25 protein-coding genes are annotated in these 24040 nt (G+C 72.5%); 6 read left to right on the top strand and 19 right to left on the bottom strand.

The window, feature by feature from the left end; genetic code table 11:
* From O7629_RS09760 to rpe, 19 genes are all read right to left on the bottom strand, one after another.
* Positions 1-1062, bottom strand: coding sequence for a phenylalanine--tRNA ligase subunit alpha (locus tag O7629_RS09760; RefSeq protein WP_278168773.1), 1062 nt, complete (start codon positions 1060-1062; stop codon positions 1-3).
* Between the two features lie 241 nt (positions 1063-1303).
* The gene (locus tag O7629_RS09755; RefSeq protein WP_278168772.1) at positions 1304-2200 is read right to left on the bottom strand and encodes an RNA methyltransferase; all 897 of its coding nucleotides are present in this window, start codon (positions 2198-2200) and stop codon (positions 1304-1306) included.
* Between the two features lie 47 nt (positions 2201-2247).
* A complete protein-coding gene (gene rplT / locus O7629_RS09750) occupies positions 2248-2640 on the bottom strand; it encodes a 50S ribosomal protein L20 (RefSeq protein ID WP_123601272.1) in 393 nt (130 codons plus the stop codon).
* 31 nt (positions 2641-2671) lie between these two features.
* On the bottom strand, positions 2672-2866 hold the full coding sequence (gene rpmI, locus O7629_RS09745) for a 50S ribosomal protein L35 (protein ID WP_123601271.1): 195 nt from the start codon (positions 2864-2866) through the stop codon (positions 2672-2674).
* A gap of 19 nt (positions 2867-2885) precedes the next feature.
* A complete protein-coding gene (gene infC, locus O7629_RS09740; protein ID WP_123601270.1) occupies positions 2886-3506 on the bottom strand; it encodes a translation initiation factor IF-3 in 621 nt (206 codons plus the stop codon).
* 431 nt (positions 3507-3937) lie between these two features.
* Entirely contained in the window at positions 3938-4351 is a 414-nt protein-coding gene (locus O7629_RS09735) for a PH domain-containing protein (protein WP_278174474.1), read from the bottom strand.
* Positions 4352-4389: 38 nt separating this feature from the next.
* Positions 4390-5457: a DMT family transporter gene (locus O7629_RS09730; protein ID WP_278168771.1), complete on the bottom strand. Its 1068-nt coding sequence runs from the start codon at positions 5455-5457 to the stop codon at positions 4390-4392.
* Positions 5458-5553: 96 nt separating this feature from the next.
* On the bottom strand, positions 5554-7014 hold the full coding sequence (locus tag O7629_RS09725) for a benzaldehyde dehydrogenase (RefSeq protein WP_278168770.1): 1461 nt from the start codon (positions 7012-7014) through the stop codon (positions 5554-5556).
* A 66-nt stretch (positions 7015-7080) separates the two neighbouring features.
* Entirely contained in the window at positions 7081-7989 is a 909-nt protein-coding gene (locus tag O7629_RS09720) for a DMT family transporter (protein ID WP_278174473.1), read from the bottom strand.
* A gap of 38 nt (positions 7990-8027) precedes the next feature.
* Positions 8028-8876: an ATP phosphoribosyltransferase gene (gene hisG, locus O7629_RS09715; RefSeq protein WP_278168769.1), complete on the bottom strand. Its 849-nt coding sequence runs from the start codon at positions 8874-8876 to the stop codon at positions 8028-8030.
* Between the two features lie 67 nt (positions 8877-8943).
* The gene (locus O7629_RS09710; RefSeq protein WP_233606353.1) at positions 8944-9225 is read right to left on the bottom strand and encodes a phosphoribosyl-ATP diphosphatase; all 282 of its coding nucleotides are present in this window, start codon (positions 9223-9225) and stop codon (positions 8944-8946) included.
* A gap of 96 nt (positions 9226-9321) precedes the next feature.
* Entirely contained in the window at positions 9322-10446 is a 1125-nt protein-coding gene (locus tag O7629_RS09705; protein ID WP_278168768.1) for a Gmad2 immunoglobulin-like domain-containing protein, read from the bottom strand.
* A complete protein-coding gene (locus tag O7629_RS09700) occupies positions 10446-11012 on the bottom strand; it encodes a SigE family RNA polymerase sigma factor (protein ID WP_278168767.1) in 567 nt (188 codons plus the stop codon). The genes O7629_RS09705 and O7629_RS09700 overlap by 1 nt, the downstream gene beginning before the upstream one ends.
* A 90-nt stretch (positions 11013-11102) precedes the next feature.
* Entirely contained in the window at positions 11103-11588 is a 486-nt protein-coding gene (ribH, locus tag O7629_RS09695; RefSeq protein WP_278168766.1) for a 6,7-dimethyl-8-ribityllumazine synthase, read from the bottom strand.
* The gene (locus tag O7629_RS09690) at positions 11588-12886 is read right to left on the bottom strand and encodes a bifunctional 3,4-dihydroxy-2-butanone-4-phosphate synthase/GTP cyclohydrolase II (RefSeq protein WP_278168765.1); all 1299 of its coding nucleotides are present in this window, start codon (positions 12884-12886) and stop codon (positions 11588-11590) included. The genes ribH and O7629_RS09690 overlap by 1 nt, the downstream gene beginning before the upstream one ends.
* Entirely contained in the window at positions 12883-13551 is a 669-nt protein-coding gene (locus O7629_RS09685; RefSeq protein ID WP_278168764.1) for a riboflavin synthase, read from the bottom strand. The genes O7629_RS09690 and O7629_RS09685 overlap by 4 nt, the downstream gene beginning before the upstream one ends.
* Before the next feature lie 4 nt (positions 13552-13555).
* The gene (gene ribD / locus O7629_RS09680; RefSeq protein WP_278168763.1) at positions 13556-14617 is read right to left on the bottom strand and encodes a bifunctional diaminohydroxyphosphoribosylaminopyrimidine deaminase/5-amino-6-(5-phosphoribosylamino)uracil reductase RibD; all 1062 of its coding nucleotides are present in this window, start codon (positions 14615-14617) and stop codon (positions 13556-13558) included.
* 490 nt (positions 14618-15107) lie between these two features.
* Positions 15108-16073, bottom strand: a complete 966-nt coding sequence (locus O7629_RS09675; protein WP_278168762.1) for a response regulator — start codon at positions 16071-16073, stop codon at positions 15108-15110.
* A complete protein-coding gene (gene rpe, locus O7629_RS09670; protein WP_278168761.1) occupies positions 16067-16747 on the bottom strand; it encodes a ribulose-phosphate 3-epimerase in 681 nt (226 codons plus the stop codon). Before rpe ends, O7629_RS09675 begins: the two co-directional genes overlap by 7 nt.
* A 313-nt stretch (positions 16748-17060) precedes the next feature.
* Between rpe and O7629_RS09665 the strand changes: the two genes are divergently transcribed.
* The 6 genes from O7629_RS09665 to O7629_RS09640 all read left to right on the top strand — a co-directional run bounded on the left by O7629_RS09665 (position 17061) and on the right by O7629_RS09640 (position 23968).
* Complete coding sequence (locus O7629_RS09665; RefSeq protein ID WP_347403662.1) at positions 17061-18458, top strand: cytochrome P450; 1398 nt, start codon at positions 17061-17063, stop codon at positions 18456-18458.
* Between the two features lie 58 nt (positions 18459-18516).
* Positions 18517-19926, top strand: coding sequence for a cytochrome P450 (locus tag O7629_RS09660; protein ID WP_278168759.1), 1410 nt, complete (start codon positions 18517-18519; stop codon positions 19924-19926).
* Positions 19923-20981 (top strand): hypothetical protein, encoded by a 1059-nt coding sequence (locus tag O7629_RS09655; protein ID WP_278168758.1) that lies wholly within the window; start codon positions 19923-19925, stop codon positions 20979-20981. The genes O7629_RS09660 and O7629_RS09655 overlap by 4 nt, the downstream gene beginning before the upstream one ends.
* On the top strand, positions 20978-22000 hold the full coding sequence (locus O7629_RS09650) for a polyprenyl synthetase family protein (protein WP_278168757.1): 1023 nt from the start codon (positions 20978-20980) through the stop codon (positions 21998-22000). Before O7629_RS09655 ends, O7629_RS09650 begins: the two co-directional genes overlap by 4 nt.
* 91 nt (positions 22001-22091) lie before the next feature.
* A complete protein-coding gene (locus tag O7629_RS09645) occupies positions 22092-23048 on the top strand; it encodes a septum formation family protein (RefSeq protein WP_278168756.1) in 957 nt (318 codons plus the stop codon).
* A gap of 41 nt (positions 23049-23089) precedes the next feature.
* Positions 23090-23968 carry a septum formation family protein gene (locus O7629_RS09640; protein WP_278168755.1) on the top strand — a complete coding sequence of 293 codons (879 nt, stop codon included), beginning with the start codon at positions 23090-23092 and terminating at the stop codon, positions 23966-23968.
* The last annotated feature ends 72 nt before the right edge of the window (positions 23969-24040 follow it).

Genomic DNA, 24040 nt, shown 5'->3' with positions numbered 1-24040 from the left:
TCAGACCTCCATCCCGAACGCGCGGGTGAACCGCACGTCGCCTTCCACCATGTCGCGCATGTCGCTGATGCCGTGCCGGAACATCAGGGTGCGTTCGATGCCCATCCCGAACGCGAATCCGGAGTAGACCTCCGGGTCGATGCCGCAGGCGCGCAGCACCCGGGGGTTGACCATGCCGCAGCCGCCCCATTCGACCCACCGTGGCCCGTCGCGGTGCTGCGGGAACCAGACGTCGAACTCGGCGGACGGCTCGGTGAACGGGAAGTAGTGCGGCCGCCAGCGGGTCCGGGCGTCGGCGCCGAACATCGCCCGGGCGAAGTGGTCCAGGGTGCCCTTGAGGTGCGCCATGGTGATACCCCGGTCGACGACGAGCCCTTCGACCTGGTGGAACACCGGGGTGTGGGTGGCGTCGAGTTCGTCGGTGCGGTAGACCCGCCCCGGGCAGACCACGTAGATCGGCGGGGTGCGGGTCAGCATGGTCCGGGCCTGCACCGGTGAGGTGTGGGTACGCAGCACCAGGCCGGGCAGGTCAAGGTGGAAGGTGTCCATCAGCCCGCGTGCCGGGTGGTCGGGGCTGATGTTGAGGGCGTCGAAGTTGGTCCACTCCAGCTCGGCCTCGGGGCCTTCGGCGATCTCGTAGCCCATCCCGACGAACAGGTCACCGATGCGTTCCATCAGGGTGGTCAGCGGGTGCCGGGCGCCGCGCGGGCGGCGGTCGTACGGCAGGGTGACGTCGACGCGTTCCTCGGCGAGCACCCGCCGAGCCCGTTCGGCTTCGAGTTCGCCGCGCCGGGCGTCGTACGCGGTCTGCACGGCGGTACGCGCCTCGTTGACCCGCTTGCCGGCGTCGGCCTTGGCGGCCGGCGGCAGCGCGCCGATTTCCCGGCGGGCCAGCGAGATCGGGGCGCGGTCGCCGAGGTGCTGGGGGCGCAGCGCGGTCAACGCGTCCAGGTCGGCGGCGGCGGCGAACGCCTTCTCTGCGTCAGCGACCGCGCCGGTGAGCGCGGCCGGGTCGAGCAGCGCGACCTGCTTCGGATCGTATGGGTCGTTGCGGTAGGTCATGACTTGCGGGCACTCCCTCGCGGCGTGCGGTCACCGGGGCCGATGACCGGCAAGAGTCTACGGACGCGCGGCGCTGCCGCAGCCCGCCGGTGGGGTGCGCAGGCAGGAGGGGTCGGTCAGCCCTGCCGCCCGCCGGAACCGGCGGGCCGGGTAAACAGCCGACGAGGTGGCACACCGCAGCCGGGCCGCCGGTCGCGGCGCGTCGGCTGGTCGTCGACGCGCGCCGGGTAGCTGCGGACGCTCATCGCGTGGGCCTTCCTGGGCGCTGTGCTCTGGCCGAAGTGTACAGGCAGACCGCCGCGGCGGCAGCCAGGTTCAGGCTCTCGGCGCGGCCGTGCAGCGGCACCCGGACCCGGGCGTCGGCCCGGTTGGCCAGCTCGGCCGGCAGGCCGTGCGCCTCGGTGCCGAACAGCCAGGCGGTCGGCGCGGCCAGCGCGCCCGAGTCGGCGAGGTCGTCGAGATCCGTGTCGCCGTGGCCGGTGGTGGCGAGCACCCGTAGGCCGGCGGCGCGCAGTTCGTCGACGACGTGTGCCGGGTCGTCGTGGCGGACCACGTCGACGTGGAACAGGCTGCCGGCGCTGGCCCGGACGCACTTGCCGTTGTACGGGTCGACGGCGGCGCCGGCGAAGACCACGGCACCGGCTCCGGCGGCGTCGGCGGTGCGCAGCACGGTGCCGGCGTTGCCCGGGTCGCGGATCTCGACCAGCACGGCGGCCAGCGCGGGCCGGCGGCGCAGCGCGCTGTCGAGGGTGACGTCGAGGTGGTCGCAGACGGCGACGACGCCCTGCGGGTTGACGGTCTCGGCCAGCGCGGTGAGCGCGGCGTCGTCGACGGTGGAGACGTCGATACCGGCGCTGGCCGCCGCGACGGTCAGGTCGGTGTGCCGGGTGCGCCCGGCGGCGGTGGTGAACAGCTCCCGGACCAGGCCGGGCACGGCGAGTGCCTCCCGGACGGCCTGCGGGCCTTCGGCGAGGAAGCGCCGCGTCGCGTCGCGGTCGCGGCGCCGGTGCAGCCGCCGGGCGGCGACGATCCGGGGGGTACGGGTGGTGAACGTCGGCTGCCGGTCGTCGGCCCCGCCGCCGGTGATGGTGGTGGCCGGGACACGGTCGAGGCGCCCGGCTGGCCGTGGTGCGGTCATGCCGGACGCCTCGATTCGTGCCACGTGCGGGTCAGGGTCGCGCCGGTTCAGGCGGCCTGGGCCGCCGCGCCGCCGGTGCCTTCGGCGGCGACCGCCGTGCGGGCCACCTCCACCAGGGCGGCGAACGCGGTGGCGTCGTTGACCGCCAGGTCCGCGAGGACCTTGCGGTCGACCTCGACGCCGGCCAGCTTGAGGCCCTGGATGAGGCGGTTGTAGGTCATCCCGTTGGCGCGGGCCGCCGCGTTGATCCGGGTGATCCACAGCTGCCGGAAGTCGCCCTTGCGGTCGCGACGGTCCCGGTAGGCGTACTGCATCGAGTGCAGCACCTGCTCCTTGGCCTTGCGGTACAGCCGGGACCGCTGGCCCCGGTAGCCGCTGGCGTCCTCCAGCAGGGTACGGCGCTTCTTCTGGGCGTTGACGGACCGCTTGACGCGTGCCATTTCACCTACTCCTTCGGGTCAGTGGCGCGCGTCAGCGGCCGAGCAGCTTCTTGATGCGCTTGACGTCGGCCGGGGACACCTCGACGGTGCCGGTGAGCCGGCGGGTCCGGGTGGAGGGCTTGCCCTCCAGCAGGTGGCGCTTACCCGCCTGCTCGGCCAGGATCTTGCCACGGCCGGTCACCTTGACCCGCTTGCCCATACCGGTGTGGCTCTTCATCTTTGGCATGTGTCGCGTCTCTCCCCTGTCACTCGCCGGTGTTCCCGGCGGGTCCGGCCGTGGCGGCCGGTGGTGGTGCCTCGACGGCGCCGGATTCCCGGTCCCGGGAGGCTCCGCCGCCCCGAGCCGCCGTCGCGGCGGCCGCAGCGGCCTTGGTGGCCCGGTGCGGGGCCAACACCATGATCATGTTCCGGCCGTCCTGCTTCGGTGCGGCCTCGACGTACCCCAGGTCGGAGATCTCCGATTCGAGCCGGCGCAGCAGCCGGTAGCCCAGCTCCGGCCGGCTCTGTTCCCGGCCCCGGAACATGATCGTGACCTTGACCTTGTCTCCGGCCTTGAGGAACCGCACCACGTGACCCTTCTTGGTCTCGTAGTCGTGCGGGTCGATCTTGGGTCGGAGCTTCATTTCCTTGATGACGGTCTGCTGCTGGTTACGCCGCGCTTCGCGCGCCTTGAGTGCGCTCTCGTACTTGAACTTGCCGAAGTCCATGAGCTTGCACACCGGCGGACGCGCCATCGGCGCAACCTCAACCAGGTCCAGGTCGACGTCCGCGGCCAGCTGCAGGGCGCGCTCCAGCGGGACGATGCCCACCTGCTCACCCTCAGGGCCGACCAGTCGGACCTCACGTGCCCGGATCTGCTCGTTCACGCGTGGTTCGACGCTGATGGGGCCTCCTCGAGTCGGTAATCTCCGTGGTGCCGTCGCACCCCGGGCCGGCCCCCGGTTGGGGACGCCCCGGGAAAGCAGAAGGCCCTGGCACATGCCAGGGCCTGCTCGACCGGTCGGTGACGCCGTCGACGGCGTCGGCCCGGTGGCGGACGGACCGCCGTCGGGAGACCGGACCCGCCCGCTGGATGGTGGTCCGCGGTACGGGTGGGAGCAGGCGCTCCGCTTTCGCGACTGCCTCCGCCCGGCTGCCGGCTCGCGCCGGCGCCGCCGGTCGAGGGCAGCGTGGTCGACGCGACAAGCCTACCAGGCTCCGGCCATAGCCGTACGCCCGGCCGGGTGTCAACCCACGGTGTCCGCGCCGGGGTGTCACCCCGGCACCATCTCGGCGCGTCCGCCGACGGCGGTCACGATCAGCCGGCCGCGGTCGCCGCGCGGCCCGCCGCGTGCAGCCGGCGCAACGCCCGGACCGCCTCGACGGCGTGTTCCCGGTCGACGGACTGCAGGGCGAGCATCGGCACCAGCTCGTCGTCGGCCAGCTCCAGGCTGGCCCAGGCGGCGTCCCGATCGAAGCGGACCGCCGTGACCAGCGACCACGGCAGTTGGTAGGTGCGCAGCACGTTGCGCACCCGTACCCCGTCGGCGTCGGCGTCGACCCGGGGCCGGGTGAACAGCAGGATCACGGCGGCCCCCACCAGGCCGAGGCCGACCATGGCGGCCTGGTCACCACGCTGGAAGCTGCCCAGATTCGCGCCGGTGGACCCGCGCAGGCCGAAACTCACCGCGGTGAAGACCAGCAGCAGCGCGGCGGCCAGCGACCAGCACATCACCCGCAGCCGGCGGGCACGCACCACCAGCGTGCCGGTCAGCTCGGTGGTCGGATAGGTCGGCTCGTCTGCCACCCGGTCAAGTCTGCCACCGCACCGTCCCGGCCGACCGGCCGGGACCGGCGGGTGCCCCGGCCGGACACCAGCACCGCGACGATGATCAGCGCGGCGCCGGCGACCAGACCCGCGCTGACGCCGGGACCGCCGGGGACCAGGACGTCGATCAGCAGCGCCCCGACGAGCTGACCGGCGACCACCCCGAGCCCGGTCCGCAGCACCCCGACCGACCGGACCCCGACCAGCAGCGCCACCACGATGCAGACGCCGAACAGCCCGCCGAGGTAGAGGTACCACTCGCCCGGCCATGCCCGGCCGGCCGCCGCCCGGTAGCCGCCGAGCAGACCGGCCGCGATCAGCACCAACGGCGTACTGACCACGAAGTTAGCCACCGTGCCCATCGCGGTGGTGCTGGCCGCCGAGACCCGCCCGTTGAGCGCCGACTGCACCGACACCGCCAGCCCGCCGGCCACGGCCAGCGCGATCACCCCGACCGCGAGCTGCCCGACCGGCCGGCCGACCTGGGCCACCACCACCGCGCCGATGCCGAGCAGCGCCCCGACCAGCCGGGGCATGGTGACGGCGAGCCGGCCGGCCGGGGCCAGCCCGACCCGGTCCACCACCAGGCCGCCGAGGCTGTTGCCGGCGACCTGGGCGATGGTCAGCACCGCCACCCCGAGCACCGGGACGGCGTAGGTGGCGGCGGTGACGAAGAACGCCCCGCCGACTCCGCCGAGGTAGGTCCACCAGGGCAGCCGGGCGGCCCGCAGGGTACGCAGCCCGGCGCGCATCGACGGCAGGAGCAGCAGCCCGAGGGCGACCAGCAGCGATCCGCCGATGTTGTTGACCACCGCCCCGATGGCGGCGCTGCCCATCCGGGCACCGAGTTCGGCGTTGACCGCGCTCTGCGACGCGGACGCCACCCCGCCGAGCCCGGCGACGGCGAGCGCCAGCCAGGGTGGCAGCACCCCGGCGAGACGGCGCTGGGCCGGCCTCCGCCGCGCTGGCTGGGGCGGCGCGGTGGCCGGCGTAGGGTCCGGTGGTGTCACCCGGTCACTGTCACAGCCGGCCACGACGATGTCTGTGACAGACATCGCGTACCGTCAACGGATCGACGTCCGTGCAGCAGTTGCCGGTCCGCCAGATCAGAACGGGAACCGGCTGATGTCGCCCTGCATGGTGAGCCACTGGGTCTCGGTGAACGCCTCGATGTTGGCGGCCGGCCCACCGAAGCGGCCACCGGTGCCGGAGGCCCCCACCCCGCCGAACGGTGCCACCGCCTCGTCGTCGACGGTCTGGTCGTTGATGTGCACGATGCCGCTGGGGATCCGGTCGGCGAGCGCCATCGCCTTCATCACGTCCCGGCTCAGAATGCCGAGCGACAGGCCGTACTCGGTGTCGTTGGCCAACGCGACCGCCTGGTCCAGGTCGGCGAAGGTGGCGACCGGCGCGACCGGGCCGAACACCTCCTGGGCGAACGCCGGGGTGGTCGGGGTGGCGCCGGCCAGCACCGTCGGCCGGTAGAACAGCTCCTCGTAGGTGCCGCCGGCCGCCAACCGGGCCCCGGCGTCGACGCTGGCCGTGACCAACGAATGAATCTTGTCCCGCTGGTGTTCGTCGATGATCGGGCCGAGCGCCACCTGCCCGGCCGCCGGATCCCCGACCGGCAGGTGGTCGGCCTTGGCCGCCAACTGCTCGACGTACTGGTCGGCGATCCGCTCGTGCACCAGGTGCCGACCGGTGGCCATGCAGATCTGCCCCTGGTGCAGGAACGACCCCCAGGCACCGGCCGAGACCGCGAGGTCCAGGTCGGCGTCGTCCAGAACGATCAACGCCGAGTTGCCACCCAGCTCCAGTTGGGCCCGCTTGAGGTGGCGGGCGGCGGCCTCACCCACCTTGCGCCCGGCGGCGGTGGAACCGGTGAAGCTGACCACCCGGACCCGGGGGTCGGCGATCAGCGCCTGGCCGATGTCCGCACCACCGGGCAGCACGTGCAACAGCCCGTCCGGCAGACCCGCCTCCTGGAAGACCCGGGCGATCGACACCCCGCCACAGACCGCCGTACGCGGATCGGGTTTGTAGACCACCGCGTTGCCCAGCGCCAGGGCCGGTGCGATGGACCGGATGGACAGGATCAGCGGGAAGTTGAACGGTGCGATGACGCCGACCACCCCGACCGGCAGCCGACGCGCCAAACTCAGCCGGGGCTGGCCGCTGGCCAGGATCTCGCCGGTCGGATGCGACGGCAGGGTGGCCGCCTCGTAGCACTCCTGGGCGGCGGTGGTGGTCTCCACCTCGGCCTTTGGCGGCACCGATCCAGCCTCGCGGATCAGCCAACCGCCGATGTCGTCGGCGTACTGCTCGAACAGCTGACCGGCCCGGCGCAGCACGGCGGCCCGCTCCAGGTAGCTGGTGGCGGCCCAGTCGCGCTGCGCCTGCGCGGCCCGGACGCAGGCCCGCGTCACGTCGTCGGCGTTGCCGACACCGACCCGACCGATCTCCTGCCGGGTGGCCGGCGACATGACGGCCATGGTGCCACCCGCCGCCTCGGTCCAGCCGTCGCTGAAGATCATGCCGTGCCACGTCGTCGTGTCGAGTAGTGCCATGAGGAACCTCCGGCCGGTCGGGAATCCGAATCCTCCCTACCTTCCCGCACCAGCACCGGATCCACCTCAGGAACCGGTGTCACCCGTACGAGGAGTTGAGCCGCGACCGGACACGACGACGGCGAGCAGGATCAGTACCGCGCCGACCAGCATGCCGGCACCCGTCGAGGGCCCGCCCGGGACGAGCACGTCGATCAGCAGCGCACCGACGAGCTGCCCACCGAGTACGGCCAGTCCGGTCCGCAGCACGCCCACCGATCGGACCCCGACCAGCAGGCCGATCATCACCATGACCCCGAACAGGCCACCCAGGTAGAGGAACCAGTCCCCCGGCCAGCCGCCGCGCGTCGCGGCCCCGAACGCGCCGAGCAGCGCCGCCGTGCCAAGCACGAACGGGGTGGCCACGGCGAAGTTGACCACCATGCCGGCGGCGGTGCTGCTGGCCGCGGCGACCCGCCCGTTGAGCGCCGACTGCACCGCGACCGCGAGCCCGGCGACGACGGCGACGGCGACCAGCCCGACCGCCAGTTGTCCGACCGGGCGGCCGACCTGGGCGACGGCGACCGCCACGACGCCGAGCACCGCACCGGCGACCCGGGGGCCGGTGACGGCGAGCCGGCCGGCCGGGGCCAGCCCGACCCGGTCCACGGTCAGCCCGCCGAGACTGTTACCGGCGACCTGGGCGATGGTGAACACCGCCACGCCGAGCACCGGCACCGCGTAGGTGGCGGCGACCACGAAGAACCCGCCGCCGATCCCACCGAGATAGCCCCACCAGGGCAGCCGGGCGGCCCGCAGGGTCCGCAGCCCGGCCCGCATCGTCGGGAAGAGCAGCAGCCCGAGGGCGATCAGCGACGAGCCGACGATGTTATTGACGATCGCGCCGACCGGTGCGCTGCCCATCCGGGCGCCGAGTTCGGCGTTGACCGCGCTCTGCGACGCGGACGCGACCCCGCCGAGCCCGGTGACGGTCAGCGCCAGCCAGGGCGGCAGGACCCGCCGCGTGGTCGCGGTCAGAGGCGGCAGGCGTGGATGTCGGTGACCAGGATGGCGCGGGCACCCAGGTCGTACAGCTCGTCCATGATCCGGTGCACCTCGGCGCGGCGGACCATGGCCTGCACCGCCACCCAGCCTTCTCGGTGCAACGGCGAGATGGTCGGCGACTCGATGCCCGGGGTCAGCGCGGTCGCCTGCTCCAGCAGGTCGGCGCGCACGTCGTAGGCGAGCATCACGTACCGGTGGGCGACCAGGACCCCCTGCAGCCGACGGATCAGCTGGTCGGCCTGGCCGGTGGTGGCGGTACCGGCCGGGTGCACCAGCACCGCCGAGGAGCGCAGGATCGGCTCGCCGACGGTGACCAGACCGGCCTGGCGCAGCGTGGCGCCGGTCTCCACCACGTCGGCGATGACGTCGGCGACGCCGAGCCGGATGGCGTTCTCGACCGCGCCGTCGAGCCGGACCACCTCGGCCTTCAGCCCGTGTTCGCCGAGGTAGCTCTCGACCACCCCGGGGTACGCGGTGGCGATGCGTCGCCCGGCGATCTGCTCCGGCACCCGGGTCAGGGTCTCCGGGCGGGCGGCGAACCGGAACGTCGCCCCGGCGAAGTCGAGGTCGAGCAGCTCCTCGGCCGGGCTGCCGGAGTCGATCAGCAGGTCCCGGCCGGTGATGCCGAGCTCCAGCTCACCGCTGCCGACATAGGTGGCGATGTCGCGGGGCCGCAGGTAGAAGAACTCGACGTCGTTGGCCTCGTCGCGGCAGACCAGGTCCTTGGGGTCGGTGCGCTGGCGGTAGCCGGCCTCGCGCAGCATGTCGGCGGCCGGTCCGGAGAGGGTGCCTTTGTTCGGTACGGCGATGCGCAGCATCTCGGTCTCGCTCCTGTCGAGGGTGTGAGGGTCACACGATGGTGAGGGTCACGGTCGCAAGGGCGGGTCAGAGATGTCGGTAGACGTCCTTGAGCTCCAGTCCGGTGGCCAGCATCAGCACCTGCGCCTGGTAGAGCAGCTGGGAGATCTCCTCGGCGGCCCGGTCGGGGGTCTCGTGCTCGGCGGCCATCCACGCCTCGGCCGCCTCCTCGACGACCTTCTTGCCGATGGCGTGCACGCCGCGCTCCAGCGCGGCCACCGTCGACGAGCCCGGGGTCCCGGCCGCCGCCTTGGCCTGCAGCTCGGCGAACAGCTCCTCGAACGTCTTCACGGTGCCCGATTGTGGCAGCCCGGCACCGGGCGGGTCGGCACCGGGTCCGCACCGGTCCACCTGCTGATCACCGTACGGCGGTCGGTGCTGGCCACCTGTTGGTCGGGGCGCGGGTCACCGTACGGTGATCGCGGCGTCGACGAGGTGCCGGGGGGCTTCGTCGGCGACCATCGACTCCTCGTACGCCTCGATGATGTAGTCACCGGGCGGCAGGCTCAGCTCGACGAACGCCTCACCCCGGCCGGGTGCGCCCGCATCGAGCGTGACGTACTGCCGGTGCACGACCCGTCCGCCCTGGCGGATCCGCAGCTGGGCGGTGGCCTCGTGGACGCTGCCGGCGAGGTGCACCGTGAAGGTCGACCCGACGGTGTCGCCGTGCTGCGGGTCGATCAGCCAGAGCATGGCCAGGGTGTCCAGCGCGGCCCCCTTGGTGATCTCGTCGCCGGTGTCGATGTGACCCCACAGCCGGTCCACCGGCTCGCCGTCGAGCAGCAGCCGGATCCTCGGGTCGCCGCCGGTGACGCCGGCGACGGTCCAGGCGAGCTGCTGCACCGCGGCGGCGGCCCCGGCGGCGTCGAGGTTGGCGACCCCGGCTCCGGTGATGTTGACCCCGACGATGTCGTACTGGGTCCACACGGTGGCCACGGTGGCCCCGGCCGGCCACAGGGTGCGGTAGTCGGGGTCGGCGAGCCGGGCCGCAGTGAGCATCTCGCCGAGCGCGGCCCGCAGTTCGGCGACGACGCCGGTGTCGGTCAGCTGAAAACGGTGGAACTCGCGGTAGAGCCGCAACCCGCCGCCGTCGGCCGCGTCGACGTAGTAGACCGGCAGGGTCGCCACCGGGGTACCGGCCTGCTGTCCGGCGGCGCCGGCGGTCGGCGGACCACCGGTCGCCGGGCCAGCGACCGGGCCGTCGCGGTCGGTCGGCCGGTCCGTCGGCCGGCTGGTCGGTGCCCCGCCGGGCGGAGCCGGGCCGGCGGAGGCCGCCCCGGACGGCGGGCCGGGCTGCGGGGCCGGCGGCAGGCAGCCGACCACGCCGACCAGGCTGGCGGCGACGGTCGCGGCGGCGGCACCCAGCAGCACCGCCGGCACCCGGCGCCGCCGACGGGCGTCGATCTTCCCGCGGATCGAGGTCAGCCCGTCGGGCCGTACGTCGGTCCGGTCGGCTTCGGTGTGCAGCGCCCGACGCAGCAGGTCAGCGGTGCGGGCGTCGCCGGGCTGGTTGTCGTGGTCGGTGTCCATCACAGGCCGTCCAGGCTGGTACGCAGCGCGGCGATGCCGCGTGCGGTGTGGCTCTTCACCGCGCCCCGGCTGACCCCCATCGCGTCGGCGATCTGCGCCTCGGACAGGTCGGCATAGTAGCGCAGCACGATCGCCTCCCGCTGGCGGGGCGGTAGGGCGCGCAGCGCGGTGATCACGTCGGCGTGGCGGAGCTGGTCGAGGGCGCCGGCTTCGGCGCTGGGTGCGTCGGGGTCGGGCCGGGCGGCGGCCAGGTGGGCCTGCACGACCCGTCGGTGCCGGATCGCCGACCGGCACCGGTTGACCACCGTGACCCGCAGGTAGCCGAGTGCCTTGTCCGCGTCGCGGAGCCGCCACCAGCGGCTGTGCAGGGCCACGTAGGCGTCCTGCACGATCTCTTCGGCCATGCCCGGTTCCCGCAGCAGCAGGGTGGCGAGGCGCACCAGCGGGCGGTAGTGCGCGGCGAACAGGCGGGTGACCGCCTCGTCCGCCACCCACGTCGATGTCTGTGCCCGCTGTCGTGGCATCGTCCTCCCCGAGCCCAGGTCGGTGACCAGTTCGGGTGTCACGCCACTACGACGTGTCACCAGCGCATCTGGTTTACCGCGCGAGCGGCGGGAACGTGACGGGTCGGGGTACCGCGGTTCGAGAGGTCAGGTTCAGCCCACCGGTACGGCGTGCACCGCCCGCAGGGCCAGGGCGGCGTCGAGTACGGCGACCATCGACGACCAGCCCTTGTCCTCGGCCGAGCCGGGCAGCCCGGCCCGGTCGCGGGCCTGGTCGATGGTCTCGACGGTGAGCACGCCGTGCCCGACCGGGGTGGACTCGTCGAGTGACACCCGGGTCAGGCCGTCGGTGACCGACCGACACACGTAGTCGAAGTGGGCGGTGGCGCCGCGTACCACCACGCCGAGGGCGACCACCGCGTCACAGCGCCGGGCCAGGGCCTGGGCGACGACGGGCAGTTCGACGGAGCCGGCGACCCTGACCACCTGCACGTCGGCGACGCCGCAGGCGTCGGCGGCGGCGAGCGCCCGGGTGAGCATCGCGTCGACCAGGTCGGTGTGCCAACGGGCGGCGACGACGCCGACGGTGAGCCCGGCGGCGTCGACGCTGGAGACTCCGGGTTCGCCGAATCCGGCCATCAGGCCCGCCCTCCGGACAGTTCGCCGACCGGGTCGAGGTCGGTCGCGCCGTCGAGGTCGGCCGGTGCCGCGCCGGCCGGCTGGTCGAGGCCGTCGAGCAGGTGGCCCATCCGGTCCCGTTTGGTACGCAGGTAGCGCACGTTCTCCGGATGCGGGTGGACGGTCAACGGTTCCCGACCGACGACGTTCAGGCCGTAGCCGGTCAGCCCGGACACCTTGTCCGGGTTGTTGGTGAGCAGCCGGATCGACCGGACCCCGAGGTCGTGCAGGATCTGCGCGCCGGTGCCGTAGTCGCGGGCGTCGGCGGGCAGGCCGAGCTCCAGGTTGGCGTCGACGGTGTCCCGTCCCTGGTCCTGCAGCTGGTAAGCGCGCAGCTTGTGGGCCAGGCCGATGCCGCGGCCCTCGTGGCCGCGCAGGTAGAGCACCACGCCGCGGCCCTCTGCGGCGACCCGGGCCAGGGCGGCGTCCAGCTGCGGGCCGCAGTCGCAGCGCAGCGCGCCGAACACGTCCCCGGTGAGGCACTCGGAGTGCACCCGGACCAGCACGTCACGACCGTCGTCGAGGTCACCGTGGACCAGGGCGATGTGTTCTGCCGGGTCGTGGGCGACCCGGTAGCCGACGGCGCGGAACACCCCGTACGGCATCGGCAGCCGGGCCTGCGCGACCCGCTCGACGTGGGTCTCGGTCCGCCGCCGGTGGGCGATCAGGTCGGCGATGGTGATCAGGGTGAGCCCGTGGTCGGCGGAGAACTTCTCCAGGTCGGGCAGGCGCATCATGGTGCCGTCGTCGTTGACCAGTTCGCAGAGGACCCCGGCGGGGTGCAGCCCGGCGAGGCGGGCCAGGTCGACGGCGGCCTCGGTGTGTCCGGGCCGGTGCAGGACGCCGCCGGCGCGGGCGCGCAGCGGCACGATGTGGCCGGGCCGGGACAGGTCGGCCGGACCGGCGTCGGGGTCGGCGAGCAGCCGCAGGGTGTGTGCCCGGTCGGCGGCGGAGATGCCGGTGCTGACGCCTTCCCGGGCGTCGACGGTGACGGTGTACGCGGTGCCCCGCCGGTCCTGGTTGGTGTGGTACATCGGTGGCAGGTCGAGCCGGTCGCACTCGGCTTCGGGCAGCGGCGCGCAGATGTAGCCGGAGGTGTACCGCACCATGAAGGCGACGAGTTCGGCGGTGGCGTGTTCGGCGGCGAAGATCAGGTCGCCTTCGTTTTCCCGGTCGGCGTCGTCGACGACCACCACGGCCCGGCCGGCGGCCAGGTCGTCGAGGGCCTGTTCGACGGTGCCGAACCCGGCGGCGGTCACGGGCGGACCCCGCCGACGGACCGTGCCCCGTCCAGTTGCTTCGCCACGTACTTCGCGATCACGTCGACCTCCAGGTTGACCAGGGCCCCGACCGGCTTCCGGCCGAGGGTGGTGAGTTGCAGTGTGGTGGGGATCAGCCCGACGCCGAACCAGCCGGCCACGCCGGGTTCGCCCGACCCGCCGGTCGCGGCCGTGGTCGCGGCGTCGCCGTCGGACACCTCCATGACGGTCAACGAGACGCCGTCGACCGCGATCGAACCTTTCTCCACGACGTACCGGTGCAGGCCGGCGGGCAGGCTGAACCGGACCTGCTCCCAGCGGTCACCGGGGGTGCGTCCGACGACGGTGGCGACCCCGTCGACGTGGCCCTGCACCAGATGCCCGCCGAGGCGGGTGGCGAGGGTGGCGGCGCGTTCCAGGTTGACCGGGTCGCCGGGCCGCAGCGTCCCCAGTGAGCTGCGGTCGAAGGTCTCCTTCATGACGTCGACGGCGAACCGCTGCCCGTCGACGGAGACGACGGTGAGGCAGACGCCGTTGACCGCGATCGAGTCGCCGTGCCGGGCGTCGGCGGCGACCAGTGGGCCGTGGACGGTGAGCACGCCGCTGTCGCCGTGCCAGTCGAGCGGGCCGGCCTCGCCCAGCTCCTCGATGATGCCGGTGAACATCGACTCAGCCCTCTTTCTGCCGGGGTACGGCGGTGATCCGCAGGTCGGGGCCGACCTGGGTGACGTCGACGATGGTCAGGTCGATGGCGTCCGCGATGGTGTGCACTCCGGCGGCGCCGAGCGCGGCGGGGCCGGCGCCGAGCAGCCTCGGGGCGAGGTAGCCGACCACCCGGTCGACCAGGCCGGCCCGCAGGAACGCCCCGGCGAGCACCGGGCCGCCTTCGAGCAGCGCGGAGCGGATGCCCCGGTCGTAGAGGGCGGTCAGCAGGGCGGTGAGGTCGACCCGGCCACGGTGGTCGGCGCCGACGTCCGCGGTGGTGGCGATCCAGGTGCCGGCGGCGGCGTCGCGGACCCGGGCATCGGCCGGGGTACGCCCGGAGCTGTCCACGATCACCCGTAGCGGCTGCCGGACGGCGGGTCCGCCGGCGCTCGGGGTCCGGACGGTGAGCCGGGGGTCGTCGGCGAGTACGGTGCCGACGCCGGCGATGATCGCGTCGGCGGTGCCGCGCAGCGTGTGGACGTCGGCGCGGGCCTCCTCCGAGGTAATCCACATGCTGGTGCCGTCGGCGGCGGCGGAGCGCCCGTCGAGGGTGGCGGCGTACTTCCAGATGATGTAGGGGCGACGCCGGCGGACGGCGGTCAGCCAGGCGATGTTGGCGTTCTCGGCCTCCTCGGCGCGCAGCCCGACCTCGACGTCGATGCCGGCGGCGCGCAGCGTCTCGGTGCCACCGGCGGCGATCGGGTTGGGGTCGGGCACGGCCAGCACGACGCGGGCGAGGCCGGCGTCGACCAGGGCGGTGGAGCATGGTCCGGTGCGCCCGACGTGGTTGCACGGTTCGAGGGTGACGACGGCGGTGCCGCCGCGGGCCCGGTCGCCGGCCTGGGCGAGCGCGGCGATCTCGGCGTGCGGTCCGCCGGCGTAGGCGTGGAAGCCTTCGCCGACGACGTGACCGGCGGGGTCGAGCAGGACGCAGCCGACGATGGGGTTGGGGCTGACCGAGCCGAGGCCACGGACCGCGAGGTCGATGGCGCGTCGCATCGCCTCGTCTTCGGAGAGGATCGCCATGGCCGTTTCTCTTCTCCTCGCCTGCCGGGGTGCGCGGCGGGCGGGAGGTGCCGGGCCCGGTGGGGGCGGCCGGCGACAGCATGGCGGCGGCGGAACGCCTCGACGCGCGGCCACGACGGACCGGCCCCGGGGCGCTGCACGGGTACGGCGGTGCCGGTCGGCACGCCACACCTGAGCGTCCGTTCCGCGCGCTGTCTCCCATCCGGACTGTCTGGGCCGGTCCGTGCCAGGTCGGCACGGTCTGGCCCAACCGTCGGCTCCGGAGTCTCACCGGATCCACCGGGCGTCGTCTCCGACGACCGGGTCGCGGGCTGGCCACGGCTTGCGCCGTGGATCACCGCCGGTTCGGAATTTCACCGAGTCCCGCCAGCGCGTGGTGGGTGCTTCTCCGAGTGTTACACGGCACACGGGGATCATCGCCAGGGACGCGACCGACCTCACAACTGTCGGATACCCGACAGAAGATCGGTCGTCGGCCCGTTCGGGCAGGTCAGTTGGTGGACAGCCGACGGTCGACCGCGATGTACGAGCCGGGTTGGCTCTTGGCGACCGACTTCATCTCGTTGGCCACCGTGATGATCTCGCGGGGGTCGCTGAACCGGCGGCTGCCCGCCGACACCGCCACCCCGACCGAGAGAGTGACCAGGGCCGCCTTCTGCAGGTTGCCGCGCCGGTCCTTGACCTCCACGTAACCGCGCCGCGCGTCGGACGGGTCGTACAGCTCGTCGGCGGCCTTCTCGAAGTCGAGGATCGCCTGCTCGATGATCGGCCGTACCTGTTCGGGCGCGCACACCACCACGAAGTCGTCGCCGCCGATGTGGCCGAGGAACGCCGGCGGCAGCCCGATCGACACCACCGCCCGGTGCATGCACCGGGCCAGCGCGGAAATGAACTCGTCGCCCCGGGCGAAGCCGTACACGTCGTTGACGCTCTTGAACCGGTCGATGTCGACGTAGCCGACGGCGTAGTCGGCACCGCTGCGGACCCGGTCGGTGATCTCCCGGCTGACCCGGGTGTTGCCCGGCAGCCCGGTCAACGGGGACACCTCGCGGTACTCGCGGTTGCGCCGCAGGGTGGAGCTGACCCGGGCGATCAGCTCCGAGGTGTCGAAGGGCTTGACCAGGTAGTCGTCGGCGCCGGCGGTCAGCCCGACGACCTTGTCGACGGTCATCCCCTTGGCGGTCAGCATGATGATCGGCAGCGCCGCGGTCATCGGGTCGGCCCGCAGCCGCCGGGTCAGGTCCAGCCCGCCGATGCGGGGCATCATCAGGTCGACCACGGCCAGGTCGGGGCGGTGCTGTTCGATGATCTCCAGTGCTTCCTGGCCGTCGTGGGCGAGCATCACGTCGAAGCCGTGCAACCGCAGGTTGACCTCGACGAACCGGGCGATGTCGACGTCGTCGTCGACGACCAGGATCAGGTCCGGCCGGGACTCGGCCCCTTCCGGGCTCACCACCGTGGCGCGGTCCGCTCGGCGATCTGCCGCAGTCTGCGGACCGCCTCGGCGGGGTCCTCGGCGCCGTACACGGCGGTGCCGGCGACGAACGCGTCCGCGCCGGCGGCGGCGGCCTGCTCGATGGTGTCCGCGGCGATCCCGCCGTCGACCTCGATCCGCAGCTCCAGGTGGCCGCTGGCGGCGTGCCGGCGGGCCGCGCGGACCTTGTTCAGCATCTCGGGGATGAACCGCTGGCCGCCGAACCCGGCCTTGATCGTCATGATCAGCAGCGTGTCGAAGCTGGGCAGCAGCTCCAGGTAGTCCTCCACCGGGGTGTCCCGGTCGACCGCCAGGCCGGCCTTCGCCCCGGCCGACCGCAGCTCCTTGGCCAGCGCCACCGGGTCGTCGCAGGCCTCGGCATGGAAGGTGACGTTGTACGCGCCAGCGTCGGCGTAGCCCGGTGCCCAGCGGCGCGGGTCGGTGATCATCAGGTGCACGTCGAACGGCAGTGAGGTGGCCGGCAGCAGGCTCTGCACCACCGGCAACCCGATAGTCAGGTTCGGCACGAAGTGGTTGTCCATCACGTCGACGTGCAGCCAGTCCGCCGCCCCCTCGACCGCGCGGGCCTCGTCGGCCAGGCGGGAGAAGTCGGCGGCCAGGATGCTGGGCGCGATGAGCGGCGCTGGTGCGGTCACCGCGCCAGTCTACGAACGTGAGCAAGCGTTCCACACCCGCCACGACGATCGCCCGCCCGAAGGGTGGCCCGACGGCCGGATCCGCCGACGGACCTGCTGACGGACGGCCGGCCGGGCGGTCGGCACCGGGTCGGCAACCTGGCGACGCAGACGGGTACGCCGGCCCAACAATCCGCACGAATGCGTTATTGACTGTCTTTTGCCGACATCACACAACGGGGCCGGTGGCGGCCCGAATAGCTCCAAGATCCACCCCCGGCAATGCAAAATTTCCGATTGTAGCTACGCCAGCACCTTCGGTAAGGTGGCCGCCATGACCGACCCGCGTCGCGTCGACGCAGATCCGGCTGCCCGCAGCAGTTCGAGGCCAGTTCCACGGCTCGGCCTCCGGGAAAATCTCGTCGGGATGCAGGCAATGCGCCGGGATCAGCTCGCATTTCTACAGGAGGCGGTCCGTAACCACGGCGACATCTTCAGGATACGTCTCGGTGGTATGCCGATGGTAGTTATCACCAACCCGGAGCACATCCACCATGTCCTGGTCGACAAGCACGCCAACTACGACAAGGAAAACTTCCTCTGGCGTACGGTCCGGGCGGTCCTGCGGGAAGGGCTGATCGGCAACCGGGGCGACGAGACCTGGCAGCGCAACCGCCGGCTGATGCAGCCGACGTTCAACAACGCCAGCGTGGCCAGGTTCGCCCCGAACATGACCGGCCTGACCGCGGACATGATCCACCGATGGGCCCCGGAGGCCGCCTCCGGTGCGCCGGTCGACGTCGTCGGACCACTCACCGACCTGGCTCTGAAGATCGTCCTGCGGTCGCTGTTCGGCGTCGAGCCCGACGAGCGCAGCCACCAGTTCGAACGCGACTTCCTGGAGGTCAACCGCCGGCTCGGCGACTTCCTCCGGTTCCCCTTCCCGCCGCTGAGCTGGCGAACCCCGTCCCGCAACCGGATCCGGGCACTGACCCGGGATCTGGACGGCTTCGTCCGCTACCTGATCGAAACCCGCCAGCACGAGCCCGACGGCGACCACCGGGACCTGTTCAGCCTGCTGCGACACGCGGTCGACCCGGTCACCGGCTCCGGGCTCACCCCGCAGCAGCTCTCCAACGAGATCCTGGCGATGATCATCGCCGGGTACGAGACCACCAGCAACTCGATCTCCTGGGTGTACTACCAGTTGGCCCGCCACCCGCAGGTGCAGCAACGGGTGCACGACGAGGTGGACACCGTCCTCGACGGACGGGTGCCGACCTTCGACGACCTGCCCCGGCTGGCGTACACCCGGATGGTCATCGACGAGACGCTGCGGCTGTTCACCCCCGCCTGGCAGACGATGCGGCGGGCGGTCACCGACGACGTGATCGGCGGCTACCACATCCCGCAGGGCACCGAGGTGCTGATGAACCTGTTCCTGCTGCACCGGCACCCGGACTTCTGGCCCGACCCGGACCGCTTCGACCCCGACCGGTTCACCCCGGCGGCGGTCGCCGCCCGGCCCCGGCACGCCTACCAGCCGTTCGGCAGCGGCCCGCGGCACTGCATCGGCAAGCACTTCGCCCGTACGGAACTGCACCTGATCACGGTGATGCTCGCCCAGACGTTCGCCGTCAGCCTGCCCGAGGACGCGCCGCCGGTCGGCTTCGCACCGCTGGTCACGCTGCACCCCGCCGGCGGCATGCGGCTCCGACTGCACCGCCGATGACCTGCACCACCGCCGCCCCCGCCCGGCACCGCCGCTGACCTGTCCGTCGCGTCGATTCGTGGAAAGTGAGAAGAGCATGTCCCCGCAGGTACGCAGCCGCGCCCCGGGCGGCACCCGGGAGATTCCCACCGTCACGCCGGGCAGCGGCGTCGGCGGCACCCTGGCCTTCAAACGCGACCAGCTCGCCTTCCTCAGCCGGGGCGTCGATCGCTACGGCGACATTTTCCGGTTCCGTCCGCTGGGCATCCCGATGGTGCTGGTCAACCATCCCGACTACATCCGTCACGTGCTGGTCGACGAGGGCGAGAAGTACGACAAGAACGCCGTCCTGTTCAAGGTCGTCCGGCCGGTGCTACGCAAAGGTCTCATCGCCAACCCGGACATGGATCTGTGGCGACGGCAACGGCGGATGATGGCGCCGCACTTCACACCCCGTACGGTCAGCTCTTTCACCCGAAACATGACCGACGAGGCCGAACAAATGCTCGTCCGGTGGGAACGGAATTACGGCCGGGGCGGCACCCTGGACGTCACCGACGAGATCGGCCAGCTCGCCCTGCGAATCGTCAACCGGTCGCTGTTCAGCGCGCAGGTCGGCGACATCGCGCAGGCCTTCGAACGGGCATTCGGCGAGGCCAACGCGATCCTCGGCGCGTTCTTCCGGTTCCCGTTCCCGCCGCTGAGCGTGCCGACCCCCCGGCACCGCCGGCTGCGGGCCGCGATCGCCGACATGGACACCTTCGTGTCGACCTTCATCAACCGCCGGCTGCACGAGGAGGTGCCCACCGGCGAAGAGACCGACCTGCTCACCCTGCTGCTGCACACCGTCGACGAGACCGACGGCCAGCGGATGGACCTGGAGCAGCTGCACCACGAGGTGCTCAACATCTGCATCGGCGCCTACGAGACCACCACCAACACCCTGTCCTGGGCGTTCTACCTGCTCGCCCGGCACCCCGAGGTGGAGGCGAAGCTGCACGCCGAGGTCGACTCGGTGCTCGCCGGGCGGACGCCGACCTTCGAGGACCTGCCCCGGCTGCCGTACACCCGGATGGTCGCCGACGAGACGCTGCGCATCTACTCGCCGGCGTACCAGTTCATGCGCCGGGCCAGCTCAGCCGACGTGATCGACGGCTACCGGGTGCCAGCCGGTACCAACATGCTGATCAACAGCTACCTGCTGCACCGGCACCCCGACTTCTGGGACGACCCGGAACGCTTCGACCCGGAGCGGTTCACCCCGGAGCAGGTGGCGCGCCGCCCGAAGCACGTCTACGTGCCGTTCGGCAGCGGCCACCGGGTCTGCATCGGCAAACACTTCGCGCTGTCCGAGCTGGTCCTGGTGCTGGCCACGGTGGCCCGCCGGCACCGGCTCGTACTGCCTCCGGCCGCACCCGAGGTGCGGCCGGAGGCGCTGATCACCCTGCACCCCAAGGGCGGGGTCCACCTCAACCTGGAGTACCGGTGACCTTCACGGACGACACGGCCAGCCACCTGACCCTCGACCCGGTCCAGCGGACCCTCGACCGCTTCCCCTACCAGCTCAACCCGCACGTCGAACGGGCCCGCGCGCACCTGACCGGCTGGGTACGCGACACCGGACTCGTGCTGCGTGAGCAGGCCCGCGCCCGATTCGACCACGCCGACTTCGGCTGGTTCGCGTCGATGGTCTACCCGACCGCCGACCCGGCGCACGCCGAGCTGATGGCCGACTGGTTCGCCTGGCTGTTCCTGGTCGACGACCAGTTGGACGACGGCGCCGACGGACGCAGCCCGCAGCACCTCGCCGAGGTGATGGCCGCGATGCGGCGGGTGCTGTCCGCCGACGACTTCGGCGCCGCCGACACGGCACGCCGGGACCTGCCCCGGGCGGTGTCGTCGCTGGCCGACCTGTGGCGGCGTACCGCGCCGGACGCCACCGCGCGCTGGCGGCGACTGTTCGTGCGGCACCTGGAGCAGTGCCTGACCACCGCCGCCACCTGGGAGGCCGGCAACCGGCTGTCCGGCACCGTGCCGGACGAGGCCACCTACATCGAAAAGCGCCGGCACACCGGGGCGATCTACGTCTGCATGGACTTCATCGACGTCGTCGAACGGATCGACATGCCCGACGAGGTGTACGACAGCGCGCCGTTCCGTACCGCGCTCGACGCCGCCTGCAACGTGGTCTGCTGGACCAACGACATCTACTCACTGGACAAGGAACGCGCCCTCGGCGAGGTGCACAACCTGGCGTACATCGTCGGCTACCACCATGGGCTGGACCGCGACGCGGCGGTGCACCGGGTGACCCGGGCGATCGACGCCGAGACCGACCTGTACCTGGCCGCGGAGGCGCAGCTGCGGCGAACCTACCCCGGCCGGGCGGCGGTGCTGGAGCCGTACCTGGCCGGGATGCGCAGCTGGATGCGCGGCAACGTCGACTGGTCCAGCCGGACAAAGCGCTACCAGCCGACGCAGACGACCACCGAACCGGCACCACCGGAGTATCTGGAGGCCACGTTGCTCGGGAGCCAGGGTTGACCGCCGCGACCACCGCACAACGCGACGCCTGGGCACGGCTGGCGGCGGCGCGGACGTTGATCGGGCCGCAGCTGCGCCGCGCCGTCGACCGGCTCGCCGACCCGATCCACACCGTCGCCGGCTACCACTTCGGCTGGTACGCCGCCGACGGCAGCCCGGCCGACGCCGGCTGGGGCAAGGGGCTGCGCGGCGGCCTGGCACTGGCCGGTGCCGAGGCGGTCGGTGCCCCGGCGGACCGGGCGGTGCCGGCGGCGGTCGCGGTGGAGCTGGTGCACAACTTCACCCTGCTGCACGACGACGTGATGGACGGCGACCGGACCCGGCGTGGCCGGCCCACCGCCGGGGCCGCGTTCGGCGACGCGCAGGCCATCCTGGCCGGTGACGCGCTGCTCGCGCTGGCCTTCGACACGGTACGCGGGCAGGCCGCCCCAGCCGCCGCCGAGCTGTGCCAGGTGCTGCTGGAGCTGGTGGCCGGGCAGAGCGCCGACGTGGCGTTCGAGTCGCGTACCGCCGTGGGGTTGGACGCCTGCCTGGCGATGGCGGCCGGCAAGACGGCGTCGCTGATCGGTGCCGCCTGCGCGGTCGGCGCGATCAGCGGCGGCGCCGACCCGGACCGGGTCGACGGACTGAAAGGGTACGGCCACCACCTGGGGATGGCGTTCCAGCTGGTGGACGATCTGCTCGGCATCTGGGGCGACCCGGCGGTGACCCGCAAACCGGTCGGCGCCGACCTGCGGCAGCGCAAGAAGTCACTGCCGGTGGTGTTCGCGATGGGCAGCGGCACGCCGGCCGGTGCCGAGCTGACCTCGCTCTACGCGATACCGGGCGCGCTCACCGACGGGCAGGTGGCCCGGGCCGCGCTGCTCGTCGAGCAGGCCGGCGGCCGGGACTGGGCGAGGCGGGAGGCGGACCGGCACCGGGCGGCGGCGCTCGACCGGCTGGCGACGGCCCGGCCCGAAGCCGACGCGGGTACGGCGCTCGCCCAGTTCGCCGACCTGGCCGCCCATCGGGACCGCTGAACGGCGCCCGTCGTCGTTCCAGACCTTGATGGACGGCTGACGCGCGGGCCCGGCCGGTCCGTGGCCGGCCCGGTGTCGTACCCTCGTCGGCTTGAGTGGACAACGGGGAGGCAGCGGGATCATGGTCCGACGGTGGGGTGTCCGGGCAGGGCTGGCAGCGCTGCTGACCGCCGCGTCACTGACCACGACGGCCGGCTGTGTGCCGCTGTCGCCGGGCGTGGACGGGGATCTGGTCGACGGCTGGGCCGCCTTCGACGAAGCCGTCCACTTCGCACCCGAGGCCGGCAGTTGTCACGACGGCGAGCGGCGCGTCATCGATTGGGAGAGCTACCGCCCGGTCGGCTGCGTCCAGGTCCATCTGATGGAGACCGTGCACGTCGGAACGCTCGGCGACGAGCCGGCGGTGCCATTCGACGAGGACGGCGCGGCGGACGGTCTGATTCCGGCCCGGCGGGCCGCCAGGGCCGAGTGCGACCGACGGGTGAACAAGTTTCTCGGCGGTCCCTGGCAGACCGCCCGGCTGCGGATGACGGTCGTGATGCCCTCCGACGCCGCCTGGACCGGCGGGGCCCGCTGGTTCGGGTGCGACGTCGGCGTCGTCGACAGTCCCGGCGGACCGCTCATCCTCTGGTACGGCACCATCGCGGGTGCGCTCGACGTACCCGGTCATCCACTGCGCCTGACCTGCTACGACTCGGCGGCGGTCGGTGTCGACGACGAGCCGCTGACCGAGCCGCTGGACTGTGACTCCCCACACCAGGCCGAGTTCGCCGGCACCTACGTGGAAGACAAACTGGGGTACGACGAGGTGGAGTTGAACGACGATCGGGTTCACACCCGGTGCCGCAAAGTGGTGGCCGACTACGCGAAGGTGCCGAACAACGGCGACCTGCAGTACCGGGTGGGCACCATCTACACCTACTCCGACGTCCTGGACTGGGCGGAGGGCGACAGGACGATCCGCTGCTTCGCCTGGCGGGCCGACCCGCTGTTGACCGGTTCGGTGCGCGACGGCGGCTCGCGCGCCCTGCCCATCCAGTACCGGTGAAGCGGCAGATTCCAATGATCTGGCAGCCTTTACCGGCCAGGATGGTCGCGCTGCTGGCCGCCGCGTCGCTGGCCGTGACGGCCGGCTGTGCGGCACCGCCGCCGGGGACCGACGGCACCCTCACCGACGGTTGGGCCGGGTTCGACGAGCCGACCGTCTTCGTCCCGCAGGCCGGCACCTGCCACCGCGCCGAGGCTGCCTCGGGCAGCGGCAAGCACTACCGTCCGGTCGACTGCGACGAGTTGCACCTGGTCGAGACGGCCCACGTCGGCACCTTCACCGGTGCCGACGCGCAACGGACGACCGCCCCGGTGGGCAATGTCCCGGCCCGCGAGACGGCCCGCGTCGAGTGCGATGCCCGGGCCGCCGAGTTCCTCGGCGACATCTGGCAGCACGGCCTGCTCGACATGACCGTGCTGGTGCCGCCGCAGGCGGCCTGGCGCGCCGGGGCCCGCTGGTTCCGCTGCGACCTCACCGAGATCAGCAGTGTGTTCCGGGGCAAGGTGCTGCCCCGGACCGGAAGTCTGCGTGGCACGCTGGCCGACGGTGGCGCGCTGCGGCTGGGCTGCCACGACGTGCGGTGGGGCGACGACCACCTCGAAGAGCTGGAGCCGGTCGACTGCGACCGGCCGCACCACGGCGAGTTCGTCGGCGCGTTCGACGGCGGCGCCCTGCCCGGCGGCTGGCCCGGGGACGAGGCGATTCAGGAGCGCTGCCTGCGGATGATCGCCGACTACGCGGACCTGCCGGTCGACGAGGACCTGCCCTACCGGGTGGCCACGTTCTGGTTCCGGACGGGGAACCCTTCGGTGTGGGAAGGCGACCTGCGGGTCCGCTGCTTCCTGTACGTGCCGGACTTCACCACCCCGCTGGTCCGCTCCGCCAAGGGCGGCGGTCCCGGCCTGTTCCCGGTCTGGTAGCCGCTCACGATCCCTGGCCCTCCGGCGCACCCGGCCCCACACAGACATAGTGCTATTCTGCTAGTAACCTAG

Source organism: Solwaraspora sp. WMMD792, from assembly GCF_029626105.1.
Lineage (GTDB): Bacteria > Actinomycetota > Actinomycetes > Mycobacteriales > Micromonosporaceae > Micromonospora_E.
This window is presented reverse-complemented; position numbering and strand designations above follow the sequence as displayed.